Source organism: Sphaerisporangium viridialbum (assembly GCF_049674955.1).
GTDB lineage: Bacteria > Actinomycetota > Actinomycetes > Streptosporangiales > Streptosporangiaceae > Sphaerisporangium > Sphaerisporangium viridialbum.
Genome location: NZ_CP187232.1, coordinates 6,727,254 through 6,748,270, shown reverse-complemented (window position 1 = coordinate 6,748,270; position 21,017 = coordinate 6,727,254). Strand labels below are relative to the sequence as shown.

The 21,017-nt window shown below is 71.4% G+C and carries 18 protein-coding genes; all 18 read left to right on the top strand.

The genetic code is table 11. The features are described 5' to 3' along the window. Window positions 1–2: 2 nt before the first annotated feature. The 18 genes from ACOZ38_RS30585 (at window position 3) to ACOZ38_RS30500 (ending at window position 19,859) form a co-directional block, all read left to right on the top strand. The gene (locus ACOZ38_RS30585; RefSeq protein ID WP_405151605.1) at window positions 3–725 is read left to right on the top strand and encodes a FadR/GntR family transcriptional regulator; all 723 of its coding nucleotides are present in this window, start codon (window positions 3–5) and stop codon (window positions 723–725) included. 7 nt (window positions 726–732) lie between these two features. After that, complete coding sequence (locus ACOZ38_RS30580) at window positions 733–1,458, top strand: hypothetical protein (RefSeq protein WP_424534589.1); 726 nt, start codon at window positions 733–735, stop codon at window positions 1,456–1,458. Next, the gene (gene hisI, locus ACOZ38_RS30575) at window positions 1,448–1,792 is read left to right on the top strand and encodes a phosphoribosyl-AMP cyclohydrolase (protein ID WP_405151603.1); all 345 of its coding nucleotides are present in this window, start codon (window positions 1,448–1,450) and stop codon (window positions 1,790–1,792) included. The genes ACOZ38_RS30580 and hisI overlap by 11 nt, the downstream gene beginning before the upstream one ends. Before the next feature lie 37 nt (window positions 1,793–1,829). Then, window positions 1,830–2,504 (top strand): TIGR02234 family membrane protein, encoded by a 675-nt coding sequence (locus tag ACOZ38_RS30570; protein WP_424534588.1) that lies wholly within the window; start codon window positions 1,830–1,832, stop codon window positions 2,502–2,504. 142 nt (window positions 2,505–2,646) lie between these two features. Continuing rightward, complete coding sequence (locus ACOZ38_RS30565; RefSeq protein WP_424534587.1) at window positions 2,647–3,141, top strand: CD225/dispanin family protein; 495 nt, start codon at window positions 2,647–2,649, stop codon at window positions 3,139–3,141. After that, on the top strand, window positions 3,141–3,578 hold the full coding sequence (locus ACOZ38_RS30560; RefSeq protein WP_424534586.1) for a DUF2752 domain-containing protein: 438 nt from the start codon (window positions 3,141–3,143) through the stop codon (window positions 3,576–3,578). Before ACOZ38_RS30565 ends, ACOZ38_RS30560 begins: the two co-directional genes overlap by 1 nt. A 189-nt stretch (window positions 3,579–3,767) precedes the next feature. After that, a complete protein-coding gene (gene trpC / locus ACOZ38_RS30555; RefSeq protein ID WP_424534585.1) occupies window positions 3,768–4,592 on the top strand; it encodes an indole-3-glycerol phosphate synthase TrpC in 825 nt (274 codons plus the stop codon). After that, entirely contained in the window at window positions 4,589–5,830 is a 1,242-nt protein-coding gene (gene trpB / locus ACOZ38_RS30550) for a tryptophan synthase subunit beta (RefSeq protein ID WP_424534584.1), read from the top strand. The genes trpC and trpB overlap by 4 nt, the downstream gene beginning before the upstream one ends. A 32-nt stretch (window positions 5,831–5,862) precedes the next feature. Further along, on the top strand, window positions 5,863–6,657 hold the full coding sequence (trpA, locus tag ACOZ38_RS30545) for a tryptophan synthase subunit alpha (protein ID WP_405151594.1): 795 nt from the start codon (window positions 5,863–5,865) through the stop codon (window positions 6,655–6,657). 275 nt (window positions 6,658–6,932) lie between these two features. Continuing rightward, the gene (locus ACOZ38_RS30540; protein WP_405151592.1) at window positions 6,933–7,511 is read left to right on the top strand and encodes a MauE/DoxX family redox-associated membrane protein; all 579 of its coding nucleotides are present in this window, start codon (window positions 6,933–6,935) and stop codon (window positions 7,509–7,511) included. Next, window positions 7,511–8,263: a DsbA family protein gene (locus ACOZ38_RS30535; protein WP_424534583.1), complete on the top strand. Its 753-nt coding sequence runs from the start codon at window positions 7,511–7,513 to the stop codon at window positions 8,261–8,263. The genes ACOZ38_RS30540 and ACOZ38_RS30535 overlap by 1 nt, the downstream gene beginning before the upstream one ends. A gap of 26 nt (window positions 8,264–8,289) precedes the next feature. Beyond that, window positions 8,290–9,390, top strand: coding sequence for a prolipoprotein diacylglyceryl transferase (gene lgt / locus ACOZ38_RS30530; protein WP_424534582.1), 1,101 nt, complete (start codon window positions 8,290–8,292; stop codon window positions 9,388–9,390). Next, the gene (locus tag ACOZ38_RS30525) at window positions 9,387–10,109 is read left to right on the top strand and encodes a VIT1/CCC1 transporter family protein (protein ID WP_424534581.1); all 723 of its coding nucleotides are present in this window, start codon (window positions 9,387–9,389) and stop codon (window positions 10,107–10,109) included. Before lgt ends, ACOZ38_RS30525 begins: the two co-directional genes overlap by 4 nt. Continuing rightward, the gene (locus tag ACOZ38_RS30520) at window positions 10,106–10,915 is read left to right on the top strand and encodes a hypothetical protein (RefSeq protein ID WP_424534580.1); all 810 of its coding nucleotides are present in this window, start codon (window positions 10,106–10,108) and stop codon (window positions 10,913–10,915) included. Before ACOZ38_RS30525 ends, ACOZ38_RS30520 begins: the two co-directional genes overlap by 4 nt. 11 nt (window positions 10,916–10,926) lie before the next feature. Next, window positions 10,927–11,463 (top strand): hypothetical protein, encoded by a 537-nt coding sequence (locus tag ACOZ38_RS30515; RefSeq protein ID WP_424534579.1) that lies wholly within the window; start codon window positions 10,927–10,929, stop codon window positions 11,461–11,463. A gap of 400 nt (window positions 11,464–11,863) precedes the next feature. Next, a complete protein-coding gene (gene gltB, locus ACOZ38_RS30510; protein ID WP_424534578.1) occupies window positions 11,864–16,378 on the top strand; it encodes a glutamate synthase large subunit in 4,515 nt (1,504 codons plus the stop codon). A gap of 14 nt (window positions 16,379–16,392) precedes the next feature. After that, window positions 16,393–17,877: a glutamate synthase subunit beta gene (locus tag ACOZ38_RS30505; RefSeq protein ID WP_405151578.1), complete on the top strand. Its 1,485-nt coding sequence runs from the start codon at window positions 16,393–16,395 to the stop codon at window positions 17,875–17,877. Between the two features lie 191 nt (window positions 17,878–18,068). Beyond that, window positions 18,069–19,859, top strand: a complete 1,791-nt coding sequence (locus ACOZ38_RS30500) for a S8 family peptidase (RefSeq protein WP_424534577.1) — start codon at window positions 18,069–18,071, stop codon at window positions 19,857–19,859. Window positions 19,860–21,017 lie beyond the last annotated feature (1,158 nt).

The window sequence follows — 21,017 nt, the reverse complement described above, 5'->3', positions numbered from 1 at the left end:
GCATGAACACCGCTCGCGTGGCCGTCTTCTCCCCCCTCGACAGCACCGCCCGGGTGGACGCCGTCGTGCGCCGCCTGGCCGACGCGATCGCCCTCGGGTTGCTGGCCGACGGCGAGCAGCTCCCGAGCGAGGCGGAGCTGGCCGGACGGCTCGGGGTGTCCACCGTGACCCTGCGCGAGGCGCTCATGGCGCTGCGGCAGCGCGACCTGGTCGAGACCCGCCGGGGGCGCGGCGGCGGCAGCTTCGTCCGCGTCCCGCCCGACCCGTCCGGCGCCGAGTTCGAGGCACGGCTGCGCGCGTACTCGGTGGGGGAGCTGCGCGACCTCGGCGACCACTACGCGGCCATCGCGGGCGCGGCGGCGCGCCTCGCGGCGCTCCGCTCGCTGCCTGAGGACATCGCGCCCCTGTGGCGGTCGGTCGACGAGATGGCCACCGGGTCGGACGCTCGCCGCAGGCGGGTCGAGGGGCGCTTCCACATCGAGGTGGCGGCCGCCTCGCAGTCGGCGCGGCTCACCCAGGAGGAGATCCGGTTACAGGCCGACATCGGACCCCTGCTCTGGCTTCCCCGGGCGGGGGCGACCAGGCACGATGAGGTGGTGGCGGAGCATCGCGCCATCGCCGTGGCCGTCCAGCGGGGCGACGCCGGTGAGGCCCGCGATCTGGCCGAGCGGCACGTGCTCGACGCCGTCGGGCATCTCATCGAGCTCAGGCTCCTCGAAACGTAACAGGATCATGGCGACGAAGGTTGAGGATGAGGCCGGCGCGACCGTCACCCGGGCGCGCCTCACCGTCAGCGACACCGCCGAGCGGGTGTTCCGCGCCCTGCGCGAGGTGCGCGCCGCCGCGGCCGAGCAGATCGTCCTCGTACGGCGCGGCGGGCGCGAGCCGGTGACCGCCGATCTCGCGGCGCTGCGCCCGCTGCTGTTCGGGCACCTCGGCGCGCTGATCGCGGGCATCGGCTTCATCGCCGCCCCGGGCCTGCTCGCCGACGCGCCGTGGTACCTCGAATGGTGGCAGGACAACCCCGGCGGCGCCCCCGCGCAGCTCCTGCGCGACCTGGACCCCGCGAGCAGCGCCTTCTACGACTACACCCACTGGGACTGGTTCGCCGGGCCGCACGCGGGGGCCGAGCGCACCGTCTGCGGCCCCTACGTCGACTACCTGTGCACCGACGAGTACAGCCTCACACTGTCGGTACCTGTGCTGGTCGAGGGGGTCTTCGTCGGCGTCGCGGCGGCGGACGTGTTCGTGCGGGCGTTCGAGGGGGCCGTGACCCCCGCGCTGAGGAGCATCCCGGGGCCGGCCTTCCTGGTGAACGCCTCGGGGCGCGTCGTGGCCTCCACGACGGCCAAGTGGCTCGCGGGCTCGGTCTTCAGGGGAGCGGCGGGTTTCACGGCATACCCATGCGGTGACCTGCCCCTGCGCCTCGTTGCGGCAGAATTGCCCCATGCCTCTTGACCAGAAGATCGCCGGTCGCCTGAAGCGCACCCCGGACGGGCTGGTGCCCGCGGTCGTCCAGCAGCACGACACCGGTGAGGTGTTGATGCTGGCCTGGATGGACGACGAGGCGCTTCACCGCACGCTCACCACCGGCCGCGCCACCTACTGGTCGCGCAGCCGGGGCTCCTACTGGGTGAAGGGCGAGACCTCGGGCCACGCCCAGTGGGTCAAGCACGTCGCCCTCGACTGCGACGGCGACACGATCCTGCTCAAGGTCGACCAGGTCGGAGCGGCCTGCCACACCGGCGACCGCACCTGCTTCGACGCCGACGTGCTGGAGGTGTCCGCGTGACCCCGCCCGCGCGCGCCGCCGTCCGGTGGGCGGCGCGATGACGACCGCTCCGGTCCGTACGAGCCCCGCGCGTGGCGGGGCGCGGCGGCCCCTGATGGCGTGGGTGGCCACCGGCGTCGCGGGAGCGGTGCTCGCGCTGGTCGCCGGGGGGCGCACCTGGGCGAGCGTGGTCTTCTCCGGCGATCCGAGCGGCCTCCACGCGGCCCCCGTGCCTCTTGCCGGAGGCGACGTCGCGCCCGTCCTGAGCCCGCTGGCCCTGGCCTCGCTGGCCGCGGTGGTCGCCGTGCTCGCGACCCGGGGCCTGTGGCGCAGGCTGATCGGCGTCCTGATCGCCCTGTTCGGCGCCGCGATCGTCGCGGCCTCGTGGCAGGGCGTCCTGTCCTCGCACGTCGTCTCGGCCGCCCAGGAGCGCACGACACTGTCCGGCGCCGGCCAGGTCGTCGTGTCGACGTCCTGGGCGTGGCCGGGCATCGCCACGGCGGGCGGGCTGGTCCTGCTGGCCGCGGGGGTGATCGCCGTGGTGCGAGGCGCCGGTTGGCCCGGCATGTCCGACCGGTACGACCGTCCCGCGCCGTCCTCTGCGGGCGCGGGCCGCACCGCCCCGGCGCCCGGTCCCGAGCGGCCAGGGCGCGCCGAGCGGTCGCTGTGGGACGCGCTGGACCGGGGCGACGATCCCACCGACGTCCCCCCGGACCACCACACCGGCGGCTGAGGTGGACAGAGCCGATGAGTCGCTCTTCCTTGCCGCTCTCATGACAACTTGCCCACAAAGTGAAACTTCAGCCCTCCGTGTCGCCGCTCATCGCTATGCTGCCGCAGCGCAACACGCACATTGACGTCACGGGAGTCATTCAATGAGCTACGGGAATCAGCCGGGCAACCCTGAGGATCAGAACCCTCAGCAGCCCGGCTACGGCCAGCAGGGTGGTGGCCAGCCTTCAGGGGGGTACGGCCAGCAGGGCGGCGGTTACGGCCAGCAGGGCGGGGGGTACGGGCAGCAGGGCGGTGGCTACGGCCAGGGCGGTTACCCGCCCGCGGGGGGCTACGGGCAGCAGCCCTACGGCGGCGGGCCGGCCGTGCCGGACAACCACCTCGTCGCGGCCATCCTCACCACGCTGTTCTGCTGCCTTCCGTTCGGCATCGTGTCGATCGTGAAGTCGTCGCAGGTCAACTCGAAGTGGGCGGTCGGCGACTACCAGGGGGCGATCGCCGCGTCGGAGGAGGCGAAGACCTGGTGGAAGCGGGCGCTGATCTGGGGCATCGTGGTCGATGTGGTCATCGTCGTGGGCTACGTCGTCCTCTTCGTGGTGCTCTTCAGCGCGAGCAACATCAACACCTACAACTACTGATGACCTCACACGCCGAGCACACCGGGAGGCGCGGCACGGACCGGATGCGGTCCATGCTCGCGCCCCTCGGTGCGGCGGTGCTCACGGGGGCGGTCTTCACCTACGTCGGCGCGGTCGACCCGAACGCGCCGGGGCACTATCCCACCTGCCCGTTCCTGTTCATCACGGGGCTCTACTGCCCCGGCTGCGGCACGCTGCGCACCATCCACGCCCTGGCCCACGGCGACGTGGTGGCGGCGCTCGGGCTCAACCCTCTCGCGGTGGCCACGATCCCGTTCCTGCTGTTCTGGTGGGGCCGGTGGACGCTGCGCACCTGGCAGGGACGGCCCGTACGCACGTCGCTGGCGCACCCGGCCTATATCTGGGCATTCCTCGCGCTCGTGATCGTGTACTGGATCGTGAGAAATCTGCCTTTCGGCAGGTTCCTGGCACCGTGACGCCCCGAGATCAGGCACCCTGTGGCAAGGCGACGGCGGTAAGCCCGATACCATCGGCAGGGCAAGGTCGGGAGAGGAAGCCGGCCCTCGAGTCGATCAGCCGACCGGATGGCAAGGCGTCCTCTGCCCTGTGAGGACAGTCGACCGGAGGGACCCTGATCGGGTGAGCGAGCCAAGCGAGGAGATCAAGTGAGCGTGCTCGACGAGATCCTGGACGGCGTACGAGCCGACCTCGCCGATCGGCAACAGGCCGTGTCGCTGGCCGAGCTCAAGGACCGCGCCCAGCGGGCGCCGGCCACCAGGGACGCCTACGCCGCGCTGGGCGGCGACAAGGTCTCCGTCATCGCCGAGGTGAAGCGGTCAAGCCCCTCCAAGGGCGCGCTGGCGGCGATCGCCGACCCCGCCGCGCTCGCCGGCGACTACGAGGCGGGCGGGGCCCACGTCATCAGCGTGCTGACCGAGCGCCGCCGGTTCGGCGGCAGCCTCGAAGACCTCGCCGCGGTGCGCGCGGCAGTCGACATCCCCATCCTGCGCAAGGACTTCGTCGTCACCTCCTACCAGCTGTGGGAGGCGCGGGCCTACGGCGCCGACCTGGCGCTGCTCATCGTGGCGGCCCTCGATCAGAACGCTTTGGTGTCGCTGATCGAAAGGGCCGAGTCGATCGGCCTCGCGCCGCTGGTCGAGGTGCATACTGAGGAGGAGCTCGACCGGGCCCTCGAGGCGGGTGCGAAGATCATCGGGATCAACGCGCGCAACCTCAAGACGCTGGAGGTCGACCGCGACGTCTTCGCCCGCATCGCGCCCAAGATCCCCGACGGCGTGCTGAAGATCGCCGAGTCCGGTGTGCGCGGCCCGCACGATCTGCTGGCCTACGCCCGGGCAGGGGCGGACGCCGTGCTGGTCGGCGAGAGCCTGGTCACCGGCAAGGACCCCAGGGCCGCTGTGGTGGACCTGGTCACCGCGGGGGCGCACCCCGCTTCGCGACTCGACAACGGACCCGAGAGGCAGCAGTGACGACCGCAGAAGGCACTCTGATCACCGCGGCCGACCTCGCGGGCAACGCGGCCGGCGACGACCCCGACACGAGTGGCCGTTTCGGCGTGTTCGGCGGCCGCTTCGTGCCCGAGGCGCTGATCCCGGCACTCGACGAGGTCGCCAAGGTCTACCAGGAAGCGAAGAACGACGTCGCCTTCGTGCGCGAGTTCGACCACCTGCTCCGCACGTACGCCGGCCGGCCGACCACCATCACCGAGGTGCGGCGCTTCGGCGAGGTCGCGGGCGGGGCCCGCGTGCTGCTCAAGCGCGAGGACCTCACGCACACCGGCGCCCACAAGATCAACAACGTGCTCGGCCAGGCGCTGCTCACCAAGCGCCTCGGCAAGACGCGCGTCATCGCCGAGACCGGCGCGGGCCAGCACGGCGTCGCGACCGCCACCGCCTGCGCGCTCATGGGCCTCGAATGCGTCATCTACATGGGCGAGGTCGACTGCGAGCGCCAGGCGCTCAACGTCGCCCGCATGAAGCTCCTCGGCGCCACCGTCGTGCCGGTCGCCAACGGCAGCCGCACCCTCAAGGACGCCATCAACGAGGCGTTCCGCGACTGGGTGACCAACGTCGACACCACGCACTACCTGTTCGGCACGGTCGCGGGGCCGCACCCGTTCCCCGAGATCGTCCGTGACTTCGCGCGCATCATCGGCGTCGAGGCCCGGCGCCAGGTCCTCGAGCTGACCGGCCGGCTGCCCGACGCCGTCACGGCGGCCGTCGGCGGCGGGTCCAACGCCATCGGCGTCTTCCACGCCTTCATCGGCGACGAGGGCGTCGCGCTGCACGGCTACGAGGCCGCCGGCCACGGCGTCGAGAGCGGGGAGCACGCCCTCACCCTCACCGAGGGCTCGATCGGCGTGCTGCACGGCTCCCGCACGTACGTCCTGCAGGACGACGAGGGCCAGACCATCGAGTCCCACTCGATCTCGGCCGGCCTCGACTACCCCGGCGTCGGTCCCGAGCACGCCTGGCTGAAGGACTCCGGCCGCGCGAGCTACCACGGCATCACCGACGCCGAGGCGATGGAGGCGTTCTCCCTGCTCGCCCGCACCGAGGGCATCATCCCGGCCATCGAGTCCGCGCACGCGCTCGCCGGCACGATCAAGCTCGGCCGCGAGCTCGGCCCCGAGGCGACCATCCTGGTCAACCTCTCGGGCCGTGGCGACAAGGACATGGGCACCGCCATGAAGTACTTCAACCTGTAGGCCCCAGACACCTGTAAGCGGGACTTCCTGACATGACCACTCTTCAGACGGTGTTCGAGAAGGCACGGGCCGACAAGCGGGCCGCCCTGGTCGGATACCTTCCGGCCGGCTTCCCCACCAAGGACGGCGCCATCGCCGCCGCGACGGCCATGGTGGAGGCGGGCTGCGACGTCATCGAGATCGGCCTGCCGTACTCCGATCCGCTGATGGACGGTCCCACCATCCAGGACGCCGTGCACCGGGCACTCACCAACGGCACCCGCATCGCCGACGTCATGCGCACCGTCGAGGGAGTGGCCAAGACCGGCGCCGCCGTGCTGGTCATGACCTACTGGAACCCCATCGACCGCTACGGCGCGGAGCGCTTCGCCCGCGACCTCGCCAACGCCGGCGGCACGGGCACCATCACCCCCGACCTCACGCCCGAGGAGGCCGGGCCCTGGTGCTCCTTCAGCGCCGCCGCGGGCATCGACACGGTGTTCCTGGTCGCGCCCAGCTCCCCTGACGAGCGCATCCAGGCCGTGGCCGACTGCTGCACCGGGTTCGTCTACGCGGCCTCCCTCATGGGGGTCACCGGCGCGCGCGCGAGCGTCAGCGCGGCGGCCGAGGGCCTGGTGAAGCGCAGCCGCGCCCACACCGACCTGCCGATCTGCGTCGGGCTCGGAGTCGGCACCGGCGCCCAGGCCGCGGAGGTCGCGGGCTACGCCGACGGCGTCATCGTGGGCTCGGCGTTCATCCGCCGCCTGCTCGACGCCCCCGACGAGACCTCCGGCCTCGCGGCGGTGCGCGAGCTCACCGCCGAGATGGCCGCGGGCGTACGCGCCTGACCCTCCGGCGGCCGCCCTGAGGGGCGCCACACGTCTTTCCGCACGCCTTCGGCGGCCCACGCGTCCTTCCGCGTCGGCCGCCTGCGTCGCCGCACTGCCGATCCGGCCGCCGAGGACCGTTTACCAGGTGCTTATCGCGGTCATGATGGGCTAGTCACCCGGTACCCTTCGGCCGAACGCCTGTATCGGGCCCGGACGCGCGGCGTCCCGGTGCCAGACGAGTCCGCCAGCGGATCGTCTCGCAGACCGGCCTGTTCCTGGACAAGGAGACGAGAATGCTGGTGACTTCCGAGGAGGCCGCGCCAATGGGGTCGCTTTACGTGCGCCCGGCGGTACCCTGGGTGACGACCGTCGCCCGGCTGGTGGTCGCGGGCGTGCTGATCGCTGCCGGATGGCTCAAGATCGGCACACCGGCTCTCTCCGTCCAGGCCGTGAAGGCCTACGAGCTGCTGCCGGAGCCGGTCGCCACCGCGGTGGGCTACGGCCTGCCGATCGTTGAGATCGTCGTTGGGGTGTTGCTGGTTGTCGGGCTGCTCACGCGCGTGGCGGGCGTCGTCTCCGCGTTGCTCATGCTGGTCTTCGTGGTCGGCATCGCGTCAGCGTGGGCGCGTGGCCTGCGCATCGACTGCGGCTGCTTCGGCGGCGGCGGCAAGCTGGCCGACGGGAAGAGCCCCGGCTACCTGTGGGAGATCCTCCGTGACGGCGGGTTGTTCCTGCTGGGGGCCTGGATCGTCCGGTTCGCCCCTGGCCGCCTCGCGCTCGACTCCGCGCTGGGGCTGGTCCCCGCGAGCGAGCCGCACACCGACGTCGACGATATCGAGGGCGACGAGCCCCACATGAAGGAGAGTCTCTGATGGGAAAGGCCGCGCGGGATCTCTCCGCGCGCGAGCGCATCAAGTCGCAGCGCGAGCAGGAGCGCAAGCAGCAGCAGCGCAGGCGCCTCGCCACCGTGGTGACGGTGGTGGTCGTGGCGCTCGCCGTCATCGGCGGCGCGTTCTGGTACGTCCAGTCGGGCAAGTCGGAGACGCTCAGCGGGCAGCTCGCGCCGATCACCCTGCAGTCCGACGGCTCCAGGGTCATGGCGAAACCGGGCGTCGAGAAGCCCGTGCTCGACATCTACGAGGACTTCCAGTGCCCCGCGTGCCAGTCCTTCGAGCAGACGAGCTCCGCGACCGTGAAGAACATGGCGGCGGCCGGCCAGGTGAAGGTCGTCTACCACTCGGTGAACATCTTCACCACCGAGCCCACGCGCGGGAACACCATCCGCGCGTCCGCGGCCGCCAGGTGCGTGCCCGACGGCAAGCAGTGGATGGCCTTCCACGACAGGCTGTTCAAGGAGCAGCCGCCCGAGACCAAGAGCGGCTTCGCGATCGACGACCTGGTCAAGTGGGGCAAGGAGGCCGGAGTCACCGATCCGGGCTTCGAGTCGTGCGTGCGGAGCCAGAAGGAGGCCGCGGCCCAGGCCGAATACAACAAGAAGCTCGAGGACACCGGCGCCTTCGCCAAGGGCACGCCCACGCTGCGGCTCAACGGCAAGGAGATCGACAACACCATCTCCTTCAGCCCGTCGTCCCTCCGCAACGCCATCCTTGATGCCGCGAAGTAGGCCGGGAAACGGTAACGTCACCTGACATGCCCCTGGCTTCCTTTCCCAGCCCGTCAGAAGGGGTCTGGTACCTCGGACCGATCCCTCTGCGGGCCTACGCTTTCTGCATCGTGCTCGGCGTCATCGCTGCCGTCTGGATCGGCGAGCGCCGCTGGCGTGCCCGTGGCGGCGAGCCCGGCACGATCACCGACCTGGCCGTCTGGGCCGTCCCCTTCGGCCTGGTCGGCGGGCGGCTCTACCACGTCATCACCGACTGGCAGCTCTACTTCGGGCCCGACGCCCCCAACCGGCCGATCGACGCGCTGTACATCTGGCACGGCGGTCTCGGCATCTGGGGGGCGATAGCGCTCGGCGCCGTCGGGGTGTGGATCGCCTGCCGCAGGCGCGGCATCTCGCTGTCGGCGGTGGCCGACACGGTCGCGCCCGGCATCGCGGTGGCTCAGGCCATCGGCCGCTGGGGCAACTACTTCAACCAGGAGCTGTTCGGCGGCCCCACCACGCTCCCGTGGGCCGTCGAGATCGACCCCGGCCGCCCCGGCACGATCCCCGGCGTCACGACCTACCACCCCACCTTCCTGTACGAGTCGCTGTGGGATCTCGCCCTCGCCGGCGTGCTCATCTGGGCCGGCAGGCGCTACGGGCTGCGCCACGCCAGGCTGTTCGCCCTCTACGTCGCCGGCTACACCCTCGGCCGCTTCTGGATCGAGGGCATGCGGGTCGATCCCGCCCACCACATCCTCGGCCTGCGGCTGAACCAATGGACCGCCGTGGTCATCTTCATCGGCGCGCTGGTCTACTTCTGGGTCACCAGAGACCGCACCACCGAGGAGATCGTGGTGCCGATGTCCGTCTCCGGCGAGGGCTCCGATCCAGCGCACCCCGCCGACCAGGCCGACGAGCACGAGATCGCCGGGGCGTCCACCGAGACCACCCCCGTCCTCGCGGCGGAAGGCGATCCCGCCGAGGCGGCGGCCGATCCCGCCCATCCCGCCGACCAGGCCGACGCGGCCGAGACCGATGCGGTCAAGGCGGCGGCCACTGCCGCGGGCGACGCGGGCCGCAAGGCCGAGGGCCAGGTGACAGACGAGGCGCCGGCCGTGTCGGACTCGGAGGCGAATTCACGATGATCCAGGGCGGCTCCTCGGGGGGGCGCGCCGAGATCCACCACAAGCACCGTGACGTGACGGGCGGATGGCTGCGCCCGGCCGTGTTCGGTGCCATGGACGGTCTGGTGTCGAACTTCGCCCTCATCGCCGGTGTCGCGGGAGGAAACGCGGGCACCAGGGTCGTCTCCCTCGCGGGCATCGCCGGGCTCGCCGCCGGCGCCTTCTCGATGGCGGGCGGCGAGTACGTCTCGGTGGCCAGCCAGCGCGAGCTGGCGCTCGCCGAGATCGACATCGAGCGCGCCGAGCTCGCCGACAACGCCATGGCGGAGGAGATCGAGCTCGCGCGGCAGTACGAGATGCGCGGCGTCGACTCCGACCTCGCCGCCGAGGTCGCCCGGCAGATCTCCCGTGATCCGGTCCAGGCGCTGGAGGTCCACACCCGAGAGGAGCTCGGGGTGGACCCCGGCGACCTGCCCTCACCCCGGCTCGCCGCCCTGTCCTCGTTCCTGTCCTTCAGCGTGGGAGCGATCGTCCCTCTGGTGCCCTACCTGTTCGGGGCCGAGGTCCTGTGGTTCTCGGCGATCGTCTCGATGATCGCCCTGTTCGTCGCCGGAGCGGTGGTGTCCCGAGTGACGGCGAGGAGCTGGTGGTTCTCCGGGCTGCGCCAGCTCACCGTGGGCGCGGTGGCGGGCGCCCTGACGTTCGGTCTCGGCACGCTCCTTGGCGCCGGCGGCCTGTGAGCGCGCGCAGCAAGAGACGCCGGTCCTCCTTCGAGGTCGAGGCCCTGTCCGAGCGGGGGCTGACCGAGAAGCAGCAGCGCATCCTGTTCGCCGTGGGCACGGTGATCGCCGTGCTCGTGGGCGGCTTCGGTCTCACCGCGATAGTCAGCACCCTCGGGGTCTCCCAGCCGCCCGCCGAGCAGGGCACGCAGGCCGACTCGATCGGACTTCTCCACCCCGACGAGTACCAGGCGTGGGTGTCGCCCAAGCTGTTCACCCCGATCGCCGACCGCAGGGCCGACGCGGCCCCGCTGCGGGCCGAGGAGGTCTTCGGCGTCAAGACCCTGACGAGCGGCAAGCTGACCCTCAGGCTGGCCGCCCGCCGCCTCGACGGCGCCTGCGCGCCCGTCATGTGGGGCGGGGACGTGCTGGCCAAGCTCGCCGGCGCCGGCTGCACCCAGGCGGTCAGGGGGCTCTACCTCAGCGCGGACCGCAGGTACGTCGCCCAGTACACCCTGTTCAACATGGCGAGCTCCAAGGCCGCCGACGCGTTCGTGCAGGAGATGGCCACCCTCTACCGGGGAGGCGGGTGGGTCCGGCCGCTGGAGTCCAAGGCGGCCTCGTTCGTGCCCGACGGCTACACCGAGGCCAGCGGCCACGCGATGGGGCACTACGCCGGGTTCGTGTGGGTCGGGCGGGCGGACGGGCAGGAGCCGGCGCCCAAGGACGACTTCGTGTCGCTGATCCTCGGCGTCAGGGGCGCGGAGAAGGCGATCTACCGCCGTGTCGCCGCCGTCACCGGGCCCTCGGCGCCCCCCGCGAAGTAGGCTCGATGGCCATGCCCAGCCCCACCTGGATCGCCGTCGCCGTCGCGGGCGTGCTCACCGCGGCGGGGGCGGTGCTGTTCGTCACCCTGCGGCCCGAGACGGGTCCGAGCCCCGCGCGGTTCCACGGCGAGCGCACCTCCGCCCTGTACGCCCCGATCGCCACCCGGGCGCTCGACCCACGCCCGCTGAGCGAGCAGGAGGTGTTCGGGCAGGCGCGGACGCCGGCCTCGTCGGGCGTGAGCATGGAGCGCCGCGAGGTCACGGTCTCCGCCGACTGCGCCGAGGCGGTGTGGGGGAGCGGCCCGGCCGCCGCCCTCACCGGGTGCGCCCAGGTCCTGCGCGCGAGCTTCGCCGCCTCCGGCGGCGGGGTGTCCGGCCAGTACGCCGTCTTCGACCTCGCCGACGGCGGCTCGGCCGACAGGCTCGTGGCGGCGCTCGACCCCGCGCACGGCGGGGGTTCCTGCGGCTCGCGCCCGGCCAGCCGGAGTCCTTCGACGCCGGCCACAGCCGGGCGGAGGTGCGGGCGCTCGGCCATTTCGTCGTCGTGAACTGGGTCGGCCCCGTCGGCGACGAGGGCCGGGCCGATCTCACCTACCCGCAGCTCGCCCTGGAGACCCTCGGCGGGTTCGTCCAGCGGCGCGTGCTGGCCGCCGCCGGCTGACCGGTCCTTGACCCGATCCTGACCCTTTCCTTGATATCCGGCGGCTTCCTGACCTGGAATAACACCCTTCCATGCGACGTTCTGCTCACTGCGGCCTGGGACGCACGACAGTGGGCACGGAGGTGTCCCCATCCACATGGTGAATGTTCGCGATACCAACCTGGCGGGCACTATTCCGACAGGGTGAGGTAGTCTCTACACACCTAACAGCAGCAGGGCCAACGTCGTCCCTCTTGCCTGCACTCGCCAATCAAGACGAAGCAGACGAAGACGACGGGAGGGATTCAATGCCTGCTGCCCACCTCGGTTCCCCCGAGCCCCAGGGCCTTTATCACCCTTCGCAGGAACACGATGCGTGCGGTGTCGCGATGGTGGCAGATGTCGCCGGCCGCCGCAGCCATGACATCGTCGCGAAGGCCCTGACGGCGTTGTGCAACCTGGATCACCGAGGGGCCAAGGGTAGCGAACCGGACACCGGCGACGGCGCCGGCATCCTGACGCAGATCCCCGACACGTTCCTCCGCGAGTCCGTGGACTTCCCGCTTCCCCCGGCGGGCTCGTACGCCACCGGCATCGCGTTCCTCCCCCTCGACGAGCAGGCCCGCCAGATCGGCGTCGGCATGATCGAGGAGATCGCCGCCGAGGAGGGCCTGACCGTTCTCGGCTGGCGCGAGGTGCCCGTCGACACCGCCCACGCCGGGCCGAGCGCCCGGGCCGTGATGCCGGCCTTCGTGCAGCTCTTCGTCTCCTCGCCGAACGGCGAGAGCGGGCTCGAGCTCGACCGCCTGGCCTTCTGCCTGCGCAAGCGGGCCGAGCACGAGGTGGACGTCTACTTCCCCTCGCTGTCCTCGCGGACGATCGTCTACAAGGGCATGCTGACGACCCCGCAGCTGGAGCCCTTCTTCGCCGACCTGTCCGACGAGAGGTTCGCGAGCGCGATCGCCCTGGTGCACTCGCGCTTCTCCACCAACACCTTCCCGTCGTGGCCGCTGGCGCACCCGTACCGGTACGTCGCCCACAACGGCGAGATCAACACCGTCAAGGGCAACCGCAACTGGATGCGGGCCCGCGAGGCGATGCTGGCGACCGACCTGATCCCCGGCGACCTCGCGAGGCTCTTCCCGATCTGCGACCCGGACGGCTCGGACACCGCGTCCTTCGACGAGTGCCTGGAGCTCCTCCACCTCGGTGGCAGGAGCCTGCCGCACGCCGTGCTCATGATGATCCCCGAGGCGTGGGAGAACCACACCGAGATGGATCCCGCGCGGCGGGCCTTCTACGAGTACCACTCCACCTCGATGGAGGCCTGGGACGGCCCCGCGTCGATCACCTTCAGCGACGGCACGCTCGTCGGCGCGGTCCTCGACCGCAACGGCCTGCGCCCGGGCCGCTTCTGGGTGACCGAGGACGGCCTGGTCGTCCTGGCGTCCGAGGCGGGCGTGCTCGACATCGAGCCGTCCAAGGTCGTCCGCAAGGGCCGTTTGCAGCCCGGCAAGATGTTCCTCGTCGACACCGAGCGCGGCAAGATCATCGAGGACGACGAGGTCAAGGCCGAGCTGGCCGCCGCGCACCCGTACGGGGAGTGGCTGCACGCCGGGCTCGTGCGCTTCGAGGAGCTGCCCGAGCGGCAGCGCCCGATCGCCACCCACGAGGCCCTGGTGAAGCGCCAGCAGACCTTCGGCTACACCGAGGAGGAGCTGCGCGTCATCCTGGCCCCGATGGCCAAGGCGGGCGCCGAGCCGATCGGCTCCATGGGCACCGACTCGCCAGTCGCCGTGCTGAGCGAGAAGCCCCGGCTGCTGTTCGACTACTTCAGCCAGCTGTTCGCCCAGGTCACCAACCCGCCGCTGGACGCGATCCGCGAAGAGCTGGTCACCTCGCTGCAGACGACCATCGGCCCCGAGGGCAACCTGCTCGCGCCGGACCCCGCGTCCTGCCGCAGGCTCGTCCTCCCGTACCCGGTGATCGACAACGACGAGCTCGCCAAGATGATCCACATCAACGACGAGGGCGCGCTGCCCGGCTTCCAGCCGCACGTCGTCTCCGGCCTGTTCGAGGTCGCGGGCGGCGGCGAGGGGCTGCTGCACCGCCTGGAGGAGATCTGCGCCGAGGTGTCGCGGGCGATCGCCGGCGGCGCCCGCATCATCGTGCTCTCCGACCGGGGCTCCGACGGCCGGATGGCCCCGATCCCGTCGCTGATGCTGACCGGCGCGGTGCACCACCACCTGATCCACGAGAGGTCGCGCACGCGCGTCGGCCTCGTGGTCGAGACCGGCGAGGCCCGCGAGTGCCACCACATGGCGCTGCTGATCGGGTACGGCGCCTCCGCCGTGAACCCGTACCTCGCGATCGAGACCGTCGAGGACATGATCGCCACCGGCACGCTGGCCCTCGACCCGCGTGCCGCCGTCCGCAACCTGATCAAGGCGTACGGCAAGGGCGTCCTGAAGATCATGTCCAAGATGGGCGTGTCCACGGTGGCCTCGTACACCGGCGCGCAGATCTTCGAGGCGCTCGGCCTCGGCCAGGACGTCATCGACGCCTGCTTCGCGGGCACCACCTCCCGGCTGGGCGGCGTCGGCTTCGACGTGCTCGCCAAGGAGGCCGGGCTCCGGCACCTGCGGGCCTACCCGCGCGCCGAGAACGCTCACCGCAGGCTTGAGGTCGGCGGCGAGTACCAGTGGCGCCGCGAGGGCGAGCCGCACCTGTTCAACCCCGAGACGGTCTTCAAGCTGCAGCACGCCACCCGCACGCGCCGGTACGAGATCTTCAAAGAGTACACCGGCCTGGTCGACTCGCAGGCCGAGAAGCTCATGACCCTGCGCGGCCTGTTCAGGCTGCGCGAGGGCGTGCGCCCGCCGGTCCCGATCGAGGAGGTCGAGCCGGTCGAGAGCATCGTGAGGCGCTTCTCCACCGGCGCGATGTCCTACGGGTCCATCTCGCAGGAGGCGCACGAGACCATCGCGGTCGCCATGAACCGCCTGGGCGCCAAGTCCAACACCGGTGAGGGCGGCGAGGACCCCGAGCGCCTGCACGACCCGGTGCGCCGCTCGGCGATCAAGCAGGTGGCCTCGGGCCGGTTCGGCGTGACCAGCGAGTACCTGGTCAACGCCGCCGACCTGCAGATCAAGATGGCGCAGGGCGCCAAGCCCGGCGAGGGCGGCCAGCTCCCCGGCCACAAGGTGTACCCGTGGATCGCCAAGACCCGGCACTCCACGCCGGGCGTCGGCCTCATCTCGCCGCCGCCGCACCACGACATCTACTCGATCGAGGACCTGGCCCAGCTGATCCACGACCTGAAGAACTCCAACCCCGAGGCGCGCGTCCACGTGAAGCTCGTCGCCGAGGTCGGGGTCGGCACCGTGGCGGCCGGGGTCAGCAAGGCCCACGCCGACGTCGTGCTCATCTCGGGCCACGACGGCGGCACCGGCGCCTCGCCGCTGACCTCGATCAAGCACGCCGGCACCCCCTGGGAGCTCGGCCTGGCGGAGACCCAGCAGACGCTTCTGCTCAACGGCCTGCGCGACCGCATCGTCGTGCAGGCGGACGGCCAGCTCAAGACCGGCCGCGACGTGGTGGTGGCCGCGTTGCTCGGCGCCGAGGAGTTCGGCTTCGCGACCGCGCCGCTGGTGGTCTCCGGCTGCGTGATGATGCGGGTCTGCCACCTCGACACCTGCCCCGTCGGGGTCGCCACGCAGAACCCCGAGCTTCGCAAGCGGTTCAACGGCAAGCCGGAGTTCGTGGTCAACTTCTTCCAGTTCGTCGCCGAGGAGGTCCGCGAGTACCTCGCCGCGCTCGGGTTCCGCTCGATCGAGGAGGCCGTCGGCCACGCGGAGTTCCTGGACACCACGGCGGCGGAGGACCACTGGAAGGCGGCGGGCCTCGACCTGTCGCCGATCCTGCACGTGCCCTCGCTTCCCGAGGGCACGCCGCTGCACCGCACGGTCCCCCAGGACCACGGCCTGGACAAGGCGCTGGACAACACGCTCATCCAGCTCGCCGAGGGCGCGCTGAAGTACGGCGACCGGGTGACGCTGGAGCTGCCCATCCGCAACGTCAACCGCACGGTCGGCACCATGCTCGGCCACCAGGTGACCAAGCGGTACGGCGGTGAGGGCCTGCCCGCCAACACGATCGACGTGAGCTTCACCGGCTCCGCGGGCAACTCCTTCGGCGCCTTCGTGCCGAACGGCGTCACCCTGCGGCTCACCGGCGACGCCAACGACTACCTCGCCAAGGGGCTGTCGGGCGGTCGCGTCACGGTACGGCCGCACCCCGACGCGCCGTTCAGCGCCGAGACGCAGGTCATCGCCGGCAACGTCGGCCTGTACGGCGCCACCTCGGGCGAGCTGTTCATCAGGGGAGTCGTGGGCGAGCGGTTCTGTGTCCGCAACTCCGGCGCCACCGCCGTCGTGGAGGGCGTGGGCGACCATGGCTGCGAGTACATGACGGGTGGCAGGGCGGTCGTGCTCGGCCCCACGGGCCGCAACTTCGCGGCGGGCATGTCGGGCGGCATCGCCTACGTGCTCGACCTGAATGCCGCACGGGTCAACCGCGAGATGGTCGAGGTCGAGGCGCTGACCGAGGAGGACTCCGAGTTCCTCAGGGACATCGTCGAGCGCCACCTCGCGGAGACGGGCTCCACGGTCGCCAAGACGCTGCTGGACGACTGGGACGGGACGCTCACCCGCTTCGGCAAGGTCATGCCGATCGACTACAAGCGGGTACTGAAGGCTGCCGAGGCGGCGCGTGCCGAAGGCAGGGACATCGACGAGGCGGTCATGGCCGCCGTACACGGTTAAGGGAGGTTTCACCGATGGCCGACCCCAAGGGTTTCCTGACGCACGCCCGTGAGCTGCCGGCGCGCCGCCCGGTCGACGTCCGCATCCGCGACTGGCGCGAGGTCTACGAGGACTTCCCGAAGCCCGCGCTCACCAAGCAGGCCGCGCGCTGCATGGACTGCGGCATCCCGTTCTGCCACAACGGCTGCCCGCTCGGGAACCTCATCCCCGAGTGGAACGACCTTGTGTACCGGGACGACTGGCGCGAGGCGATCGAGCGGCTGCACGCCACCAACAACTTCCCGGAGTTCACCGGCCGCCTGTGCCCGGCTCCGTGTGAGGCGGCGTGCGTGCTCGGCATCAATTCCGACCCCGTGGCGATCAAGCGGGTCGAGGTGGAGATCATCGACCGCGCCTTCGCCGAGGGCTGGGTCACCCCCCAGCCGCCGGCCGCGAGGACGGGCAAGAAGGTCGCCGTCGTCGGCTCGGGCCCCGCCGGCCTCGCCGCCGCGCAGCAGCTCACCCGCGCCGGGCACGACGTGGTGGTGTTCGAGCGCGCCGACCGCGTCGGCGGCCTGCTCCGCTACGGCATCCCCGAGTTCAAGATGGAGAAGCGGCACCTCGACCGGCGCCTGGCGCAGATGCGCGCCGAGGGCACCGAGTTCCGCACCGGCGTCAACGTCGGCGTGGACATCACGGTCGATCGGCTGCGCGAGGAGTTCGACGCGATCGTGCTCTCCGGCGGCGCCACCGCCTGGCGCGACCTGCCCGTGGCGGGCCGCGAGCACAAGGGCGTCTACCAGGCCATGGAGTACCTCCCGCTCTCCAACAAGGTGCAGGAGGGCGACCTCGCAGTCTCCCCGGTGTCGGCCGAGGGCAAGCACGTCGTGGTGATCGGCGGCGGCGACACCGGCGCCGACTGCGTCGGCACGGCGGTGCGCCAGGGCGCGCTGTCGGTGACCCAGCTGGAGATCATGCCGAAGCCTCCGGGCGCGCGGCCGGACTCCCAGCCGTGGCCGACCTACCCGATGCTGTTCAAGATGGAGAGCGCCCACGAGGAACTGGAGGACGGGGGAGGCACCCGGGTGTACGCCGCCTCCACGACCGAGTTCGTCGCGGACGACCAGGGACGGGTGAGGGCCCTGCGCCTGGTCGACGTGGAGGGGCCGGCGGCGGGCTTCCGGCCCATCCCCGGCACCGAGCGGGAGGTCCCCGCCGAGCTGGTCACGCTGGCGATGGGCTTCCTCGGTCCGGAGAAGGGCGCCCTGCTCACCGACCTCGCGGCCCTCGCGGACGACCCCGGCGCGTTCTTCGACGCCCGGGGCAACGTGGCGAGGGACAAGTCGTACATGTCGGGGGTGGAGGGGGTGTTCGTGGCCGGTGACATGGGCCGCGGCCAGTCTCTCATCGTGTGGGCGATCGCGGAGGGCCGCTCGGCCGCCGCGGCCGCCGACCGCTTCCTGACCGGGCAGACGGCCCTGCCCGTGGCGATCCCGCCGACGGCGCGACCGCTGGTCTGACGGACCCGCCAGGACGGCGTCCCGCACTCCCGGACGCCGTCCTTTTTGTAGGGTTTTGAGCATTAAGAGCATAATTTGACGATATATATGGCTATAAGGGATCGATTGCCGGGGATTTTATCGACAACTTGCTTTGATCCTCGATCCCCTGAAAGATGCTGCCTCGTCGTTGAGGCAAGAGGAGAGGGTCAATGGTGCGGGGGTACAGACGCCTGACGGGCGCCGTCGTTTCGGTCGCGGTGGCGGGAACGCTGGCGGCGGGTTCTCTTGTGACGAGTACGGGCGCGGTCGCTGCGCCGGCGTCCTCGGAGACGGGCCAGTACCTCGTCTTCTACGCCCAGGGCAGGCAGGCCGGCGCGCTCGGCGCGATCAGGGCCGGCGGCGGCACGGCCGACGCGGTCGACACCAAGCTCGGGTACGTCATCGCGCGCGGTCCCGCCAAGGGGTTCGCCGAGCGGCTCGGCGCAAGCACGTCCGTCGTCGGGGTGACCGACAACCGCCGGATCGGCTCGGCCGCCGCGCTTCCCGCCGGAGACCGCGCCTCGGTGCCCACCGCCCCGATCTCGGTCGGCGAGGCCGCCATGCCCGCCGCCTGGAGCTCCTCGGCGGAGGCGCTCGCGCCCGCCGCGGGGGCCTCCGGCGTCTCGGCGTCCTCCACCGACTCCACCGACTCCACCGCGGCCTCGGCCGACATGGCGTCCGCGCGCGGCGGGGACCCGCTGTCGGGCCGCCAGTGGGACATGAAGATGATCGGTGCCACTCCCACCGGCTCGTACGCCAAGGAGCGCGGCAGCAAGAAGGTGCTGGTCGGCATCATCGACACCGGGGTCGACGGCAAGCACCCCGACATCGCCCCCAACTTCAACAGGGCGCTCAGCCGCAACTTCGTGGTCGACCGCCCGAAGGACTCCAAGGGCAAGACGCTCGACGGGCCCTGCGAGTACAAGGGCTGCAAGGACCCGGTCGACGTGGACGACGACGGCCACGGCACGCACGTCGCCAGCACGATCGGCTCGCCGCTCAACGGCATCGGGGTCGCGGGCGTCGCGCCCAACGTGTCGCTGGTCAACATCCGCGCCGGGTCCGACTCGGGGTTCTTCTTCCTCAAGCCGGTGCTCGACGCCCTCACCTACGCGGGCGACGCGGGCATCGACGTGGTCAACATGAGCTTCTTCGTCGACCCGTGGACCTTCAACTGCGCCCGCAACCCGGCCGACTCCCGCGCCGAGCAGCTGCAGCAGTCCGGCATCATCACCGGCGTCCAGCGCGCGCTCGACTACGCACGCAAGCACGGCGTCACGCTCATCAGCGCGCTCGGCAACGGCTCCACCGACCTCGGCAACCCCACGACCGACAAGGACAGCCCCGGTTACCCGGTCGGCAGCGAGCGCGAGCGCTCGATCGACAACTCCTGCCTGAACGTGCCGGCCGAGTCCCGCGGGGTCATCTCGGTCTCCGCCGTCGGGCCCAGCAAGAACAAGGCCTGGTACTCCGACTACGGCATCGAGCAGACCGACCTGTCCGCCCCCGGCGGCGACCCGGCCGACGCCGGCACCTCCCTGAAGGGGACCGCCAGGGAGATCCTGGCCGCCGCGCCGACGGGCGCGCTGCGCAAGCAGAAGCTGATCGACAGCTCGGGCAAGCCCACCAGCTCCTCGGTGATCCGCGAGTGCCACCAGGGCAAGTGCGCGTACTACCAGTACCTCTCCGGCACCTCGATGGCCTCGCCGCACGCCACGGGCGTCGCCGCCATCCTGATCAGCCGCTTCGGCAAGCCGGGCAAGGGCGGCCTCACCCTCAGCCCCGCGCGGGTCGAGGAGCTGCTGTACGCCACGGCCACCCCGACCGGGTGCCCGTCGTCCGGCTCCACCACCTACTCGGTGAGCGAGGAGACGCACGTCTGCGCCGGTCCGAAGTCCAAGAACGGCTTCTACGGGCACGGCCTCGTCGACGCCTACCGCGCCGCCACCACCAAGGGCTGACCCCGGCCGCCCCTCCGGGCCCCCGAGGTCGTGCCGGCCTTTGGGGGCTCACTCTCGCTCCCGTCTCGTTGGGGACGGGGTTCTGTGAGCGTTTGCCTGGTTTGTTAGTTGGCCCGCCCGGCGCCCACTTGGGTGGTGCACTGGGGCTGCCCACCCGAGCAGTGGCTCCCTGGATGGCGGGGGGTGGGCGTCGGCGTCGGCGTCGGCTTGGCTGGGGCCGGGCGTCGGCCACGGTCGCGGTGTCGCCGGGGGTGTGGCGGCTGTTGGGGGCTCACTCTCGCTCGTGCCTCGTTGGGGACGGGGTTTTGTGAGCGTTTGCCTGGTTTGTTAGTTGGCCCGCCCGGTACCCACTTGGGTGGTGCACCGGGGCTGCCCACCCGAGCAGTGGCTCCCTGGATGGCGGGGGTGGGTGGGTATGGGCGGCGGCTTGGCTGGGGCCGGCGTCGGCTAGGGCGGGGTCGCCGGGGGTGTGGCGGCTGTTGGGGGCTCACTCTTGCTCGCGCCTCGTTGGGGACGGGGTTCTGTGAGCGTTTGCCTGGTTTGTTGGTTAGCCCACCCGGCACCCACTTGGGTGGTGCACCGGGGCTGCCCACCCGAGCAGTGGCTCCCCGGATGGCGGGAGGTGGGTGGGGTGTGGGGCGGGTCGTGTGGCTGTAGCCCACCCGGCACCCACTTGGGTGGCGCACCGGGGCTGCCCATCCGAGCAGTGGCTCCCTGGATGGCGGGGGGTGGGTGGGCGTGGGCGGCGGCTTGGCTGGGGGCCGGGCGCGACCGTGGAAGCGAAGAACTCCGAAGGACACGGCCACCGGCCCCATCTCCGGCCCACCCACCGAGCACTACCGCATCACCGGCACACCCCGCGCCCCGCCCACCCCTTCCTTCCCGCTCATTGAAATCCTTTTGCATACGGCCCACCAGGCACCTCGTAAACGGCCCACCAGGCACCTCGTAAACGGCCCACCCGGTACCTCGTAAACGGCCCACCCGGTACCTCGTAAACGGCCCACCCGGCACCCATTTGGGTGGGGCACCCGGGGCTGCCCACCCCAGCAAGCAGTGGCCTGCCTGGTCGCCGCGGATGGGGTGGGCGCTCCTGGCCCCCGTTCTGGTGGCACCAGGGCATCCCTGCCGGGTGGGCTAACTACAAACCAGGCAAAC

Excerpts from the sequence above, each read along its gene's own strand:
- ACOZ38_RS30580 (WP_424534589.1), top strand. The coding sequence starts at position 733 with ATGGCGACGAAGGTTGAGGATGAGGCCGGCGCGACCGTCACCCGGGCG.
- ACOZ38_RS30515 (WP_424534579.1), top strand. The coding sequence starts at position 10,927 with ATGCCCAGCCCCACCTGGATCGCCGTCGCCGTCGCGGGCGTGCTCACC.
- hisI (WP_405151603.1), top strand. The coding sequence starts at position 1,448 with ATGCCTCTTGACCAGAAGATCGCCGGTCGCCTGAAGCGCACCCCGGAC.
- ACOZ38_RS30560 (WP_424534586.1), top strand. The coding sequence starts at position 3,141 with ATGACCTCACACGCCGAGCACACCGGGAGGCGCGGCACGGACCGGATG.
- ACOZ38_RS30570 (WP_424534588.1), top strand. The coding sequence starts at position 1,830 with ATGACGACCGCTCCGGTCCGTACGAGCCCCGCGCGTGGCGGGGCGCGG.
- lgt (WP_424534582.1), top strand. The coding sequence starts at position 8,290 with ATGCCCCTGGCTTCCTTTCCCAGCCCGTCAGAAGGGGTCTGGTACCTC.
- ACOZ38_RS30535 (WP_424534583.1), top strand. The coding sequence starts at position 7,511 with ATGGGAAAGGCCGCGCGGGATCTCTCCGCGCGCGAGCGCATCAAGTCG.
- ACOZ38_RS30585 (WP_405151605.1), top strand. The coding sequence starts at position 3 with ATGAACACCGCTCGCGTGGCCGTCTTCTCCCCCCTCGACAGCACCGCC.
- trpA (WP_405151594.1), top strand. The coding sequence starts at position 5,863 with ATGACCACTCTTCAGACGGTGTTCGAGAAGGCACGGGCCGACAAGCGG.
- gltB (WP_424534578.1), top strand. The coding sequence starts at position 11,864 with ATGCCTGCTGCCCACCTCGGTTCCCCCGAGCCCCAGGGCCTTTATCAC.
- ACOZ38_RS30565 (WP_424534587.1), top strand. The coding sequence starts at position 2,647 with ATGAGCTACGGGAATCAGCCGGGCAACCCTGAGGATCAGAACCCTCAG.
- ACOZ38_RS30540 (WP_405151592.1), top strand. The coding sequence starts at position 6,933 with ATGCTGGTGACTTCCGAGGAGGCCGCGCCAATGGGGTCGCTTTACGTG.
- ACOZ38_RS30500 (WP_424534577.1), top strand. The coding sequence starts at position 18,069 with ATGGTGCGGGGGTACAGACGCCTGACGGGCGCCGTCGTTTCGGTCGCG.
- ACOZ38_RS30505 (WP_405151578.1), top strand. The coding sequence starts at position 16,393 with ATGGCCGACCCCAAGGGTTTCCTGACGCACGCCCGTGAGCTGCCGGCG.
- ACOZ38_RS30525 (WP_424534581.1), top strand. The coding sequence starts at position 9,387 with ATGATCCAGGGCGGCTCCTCGGGGGGGCGCGCCGAGATCCACCACAAG.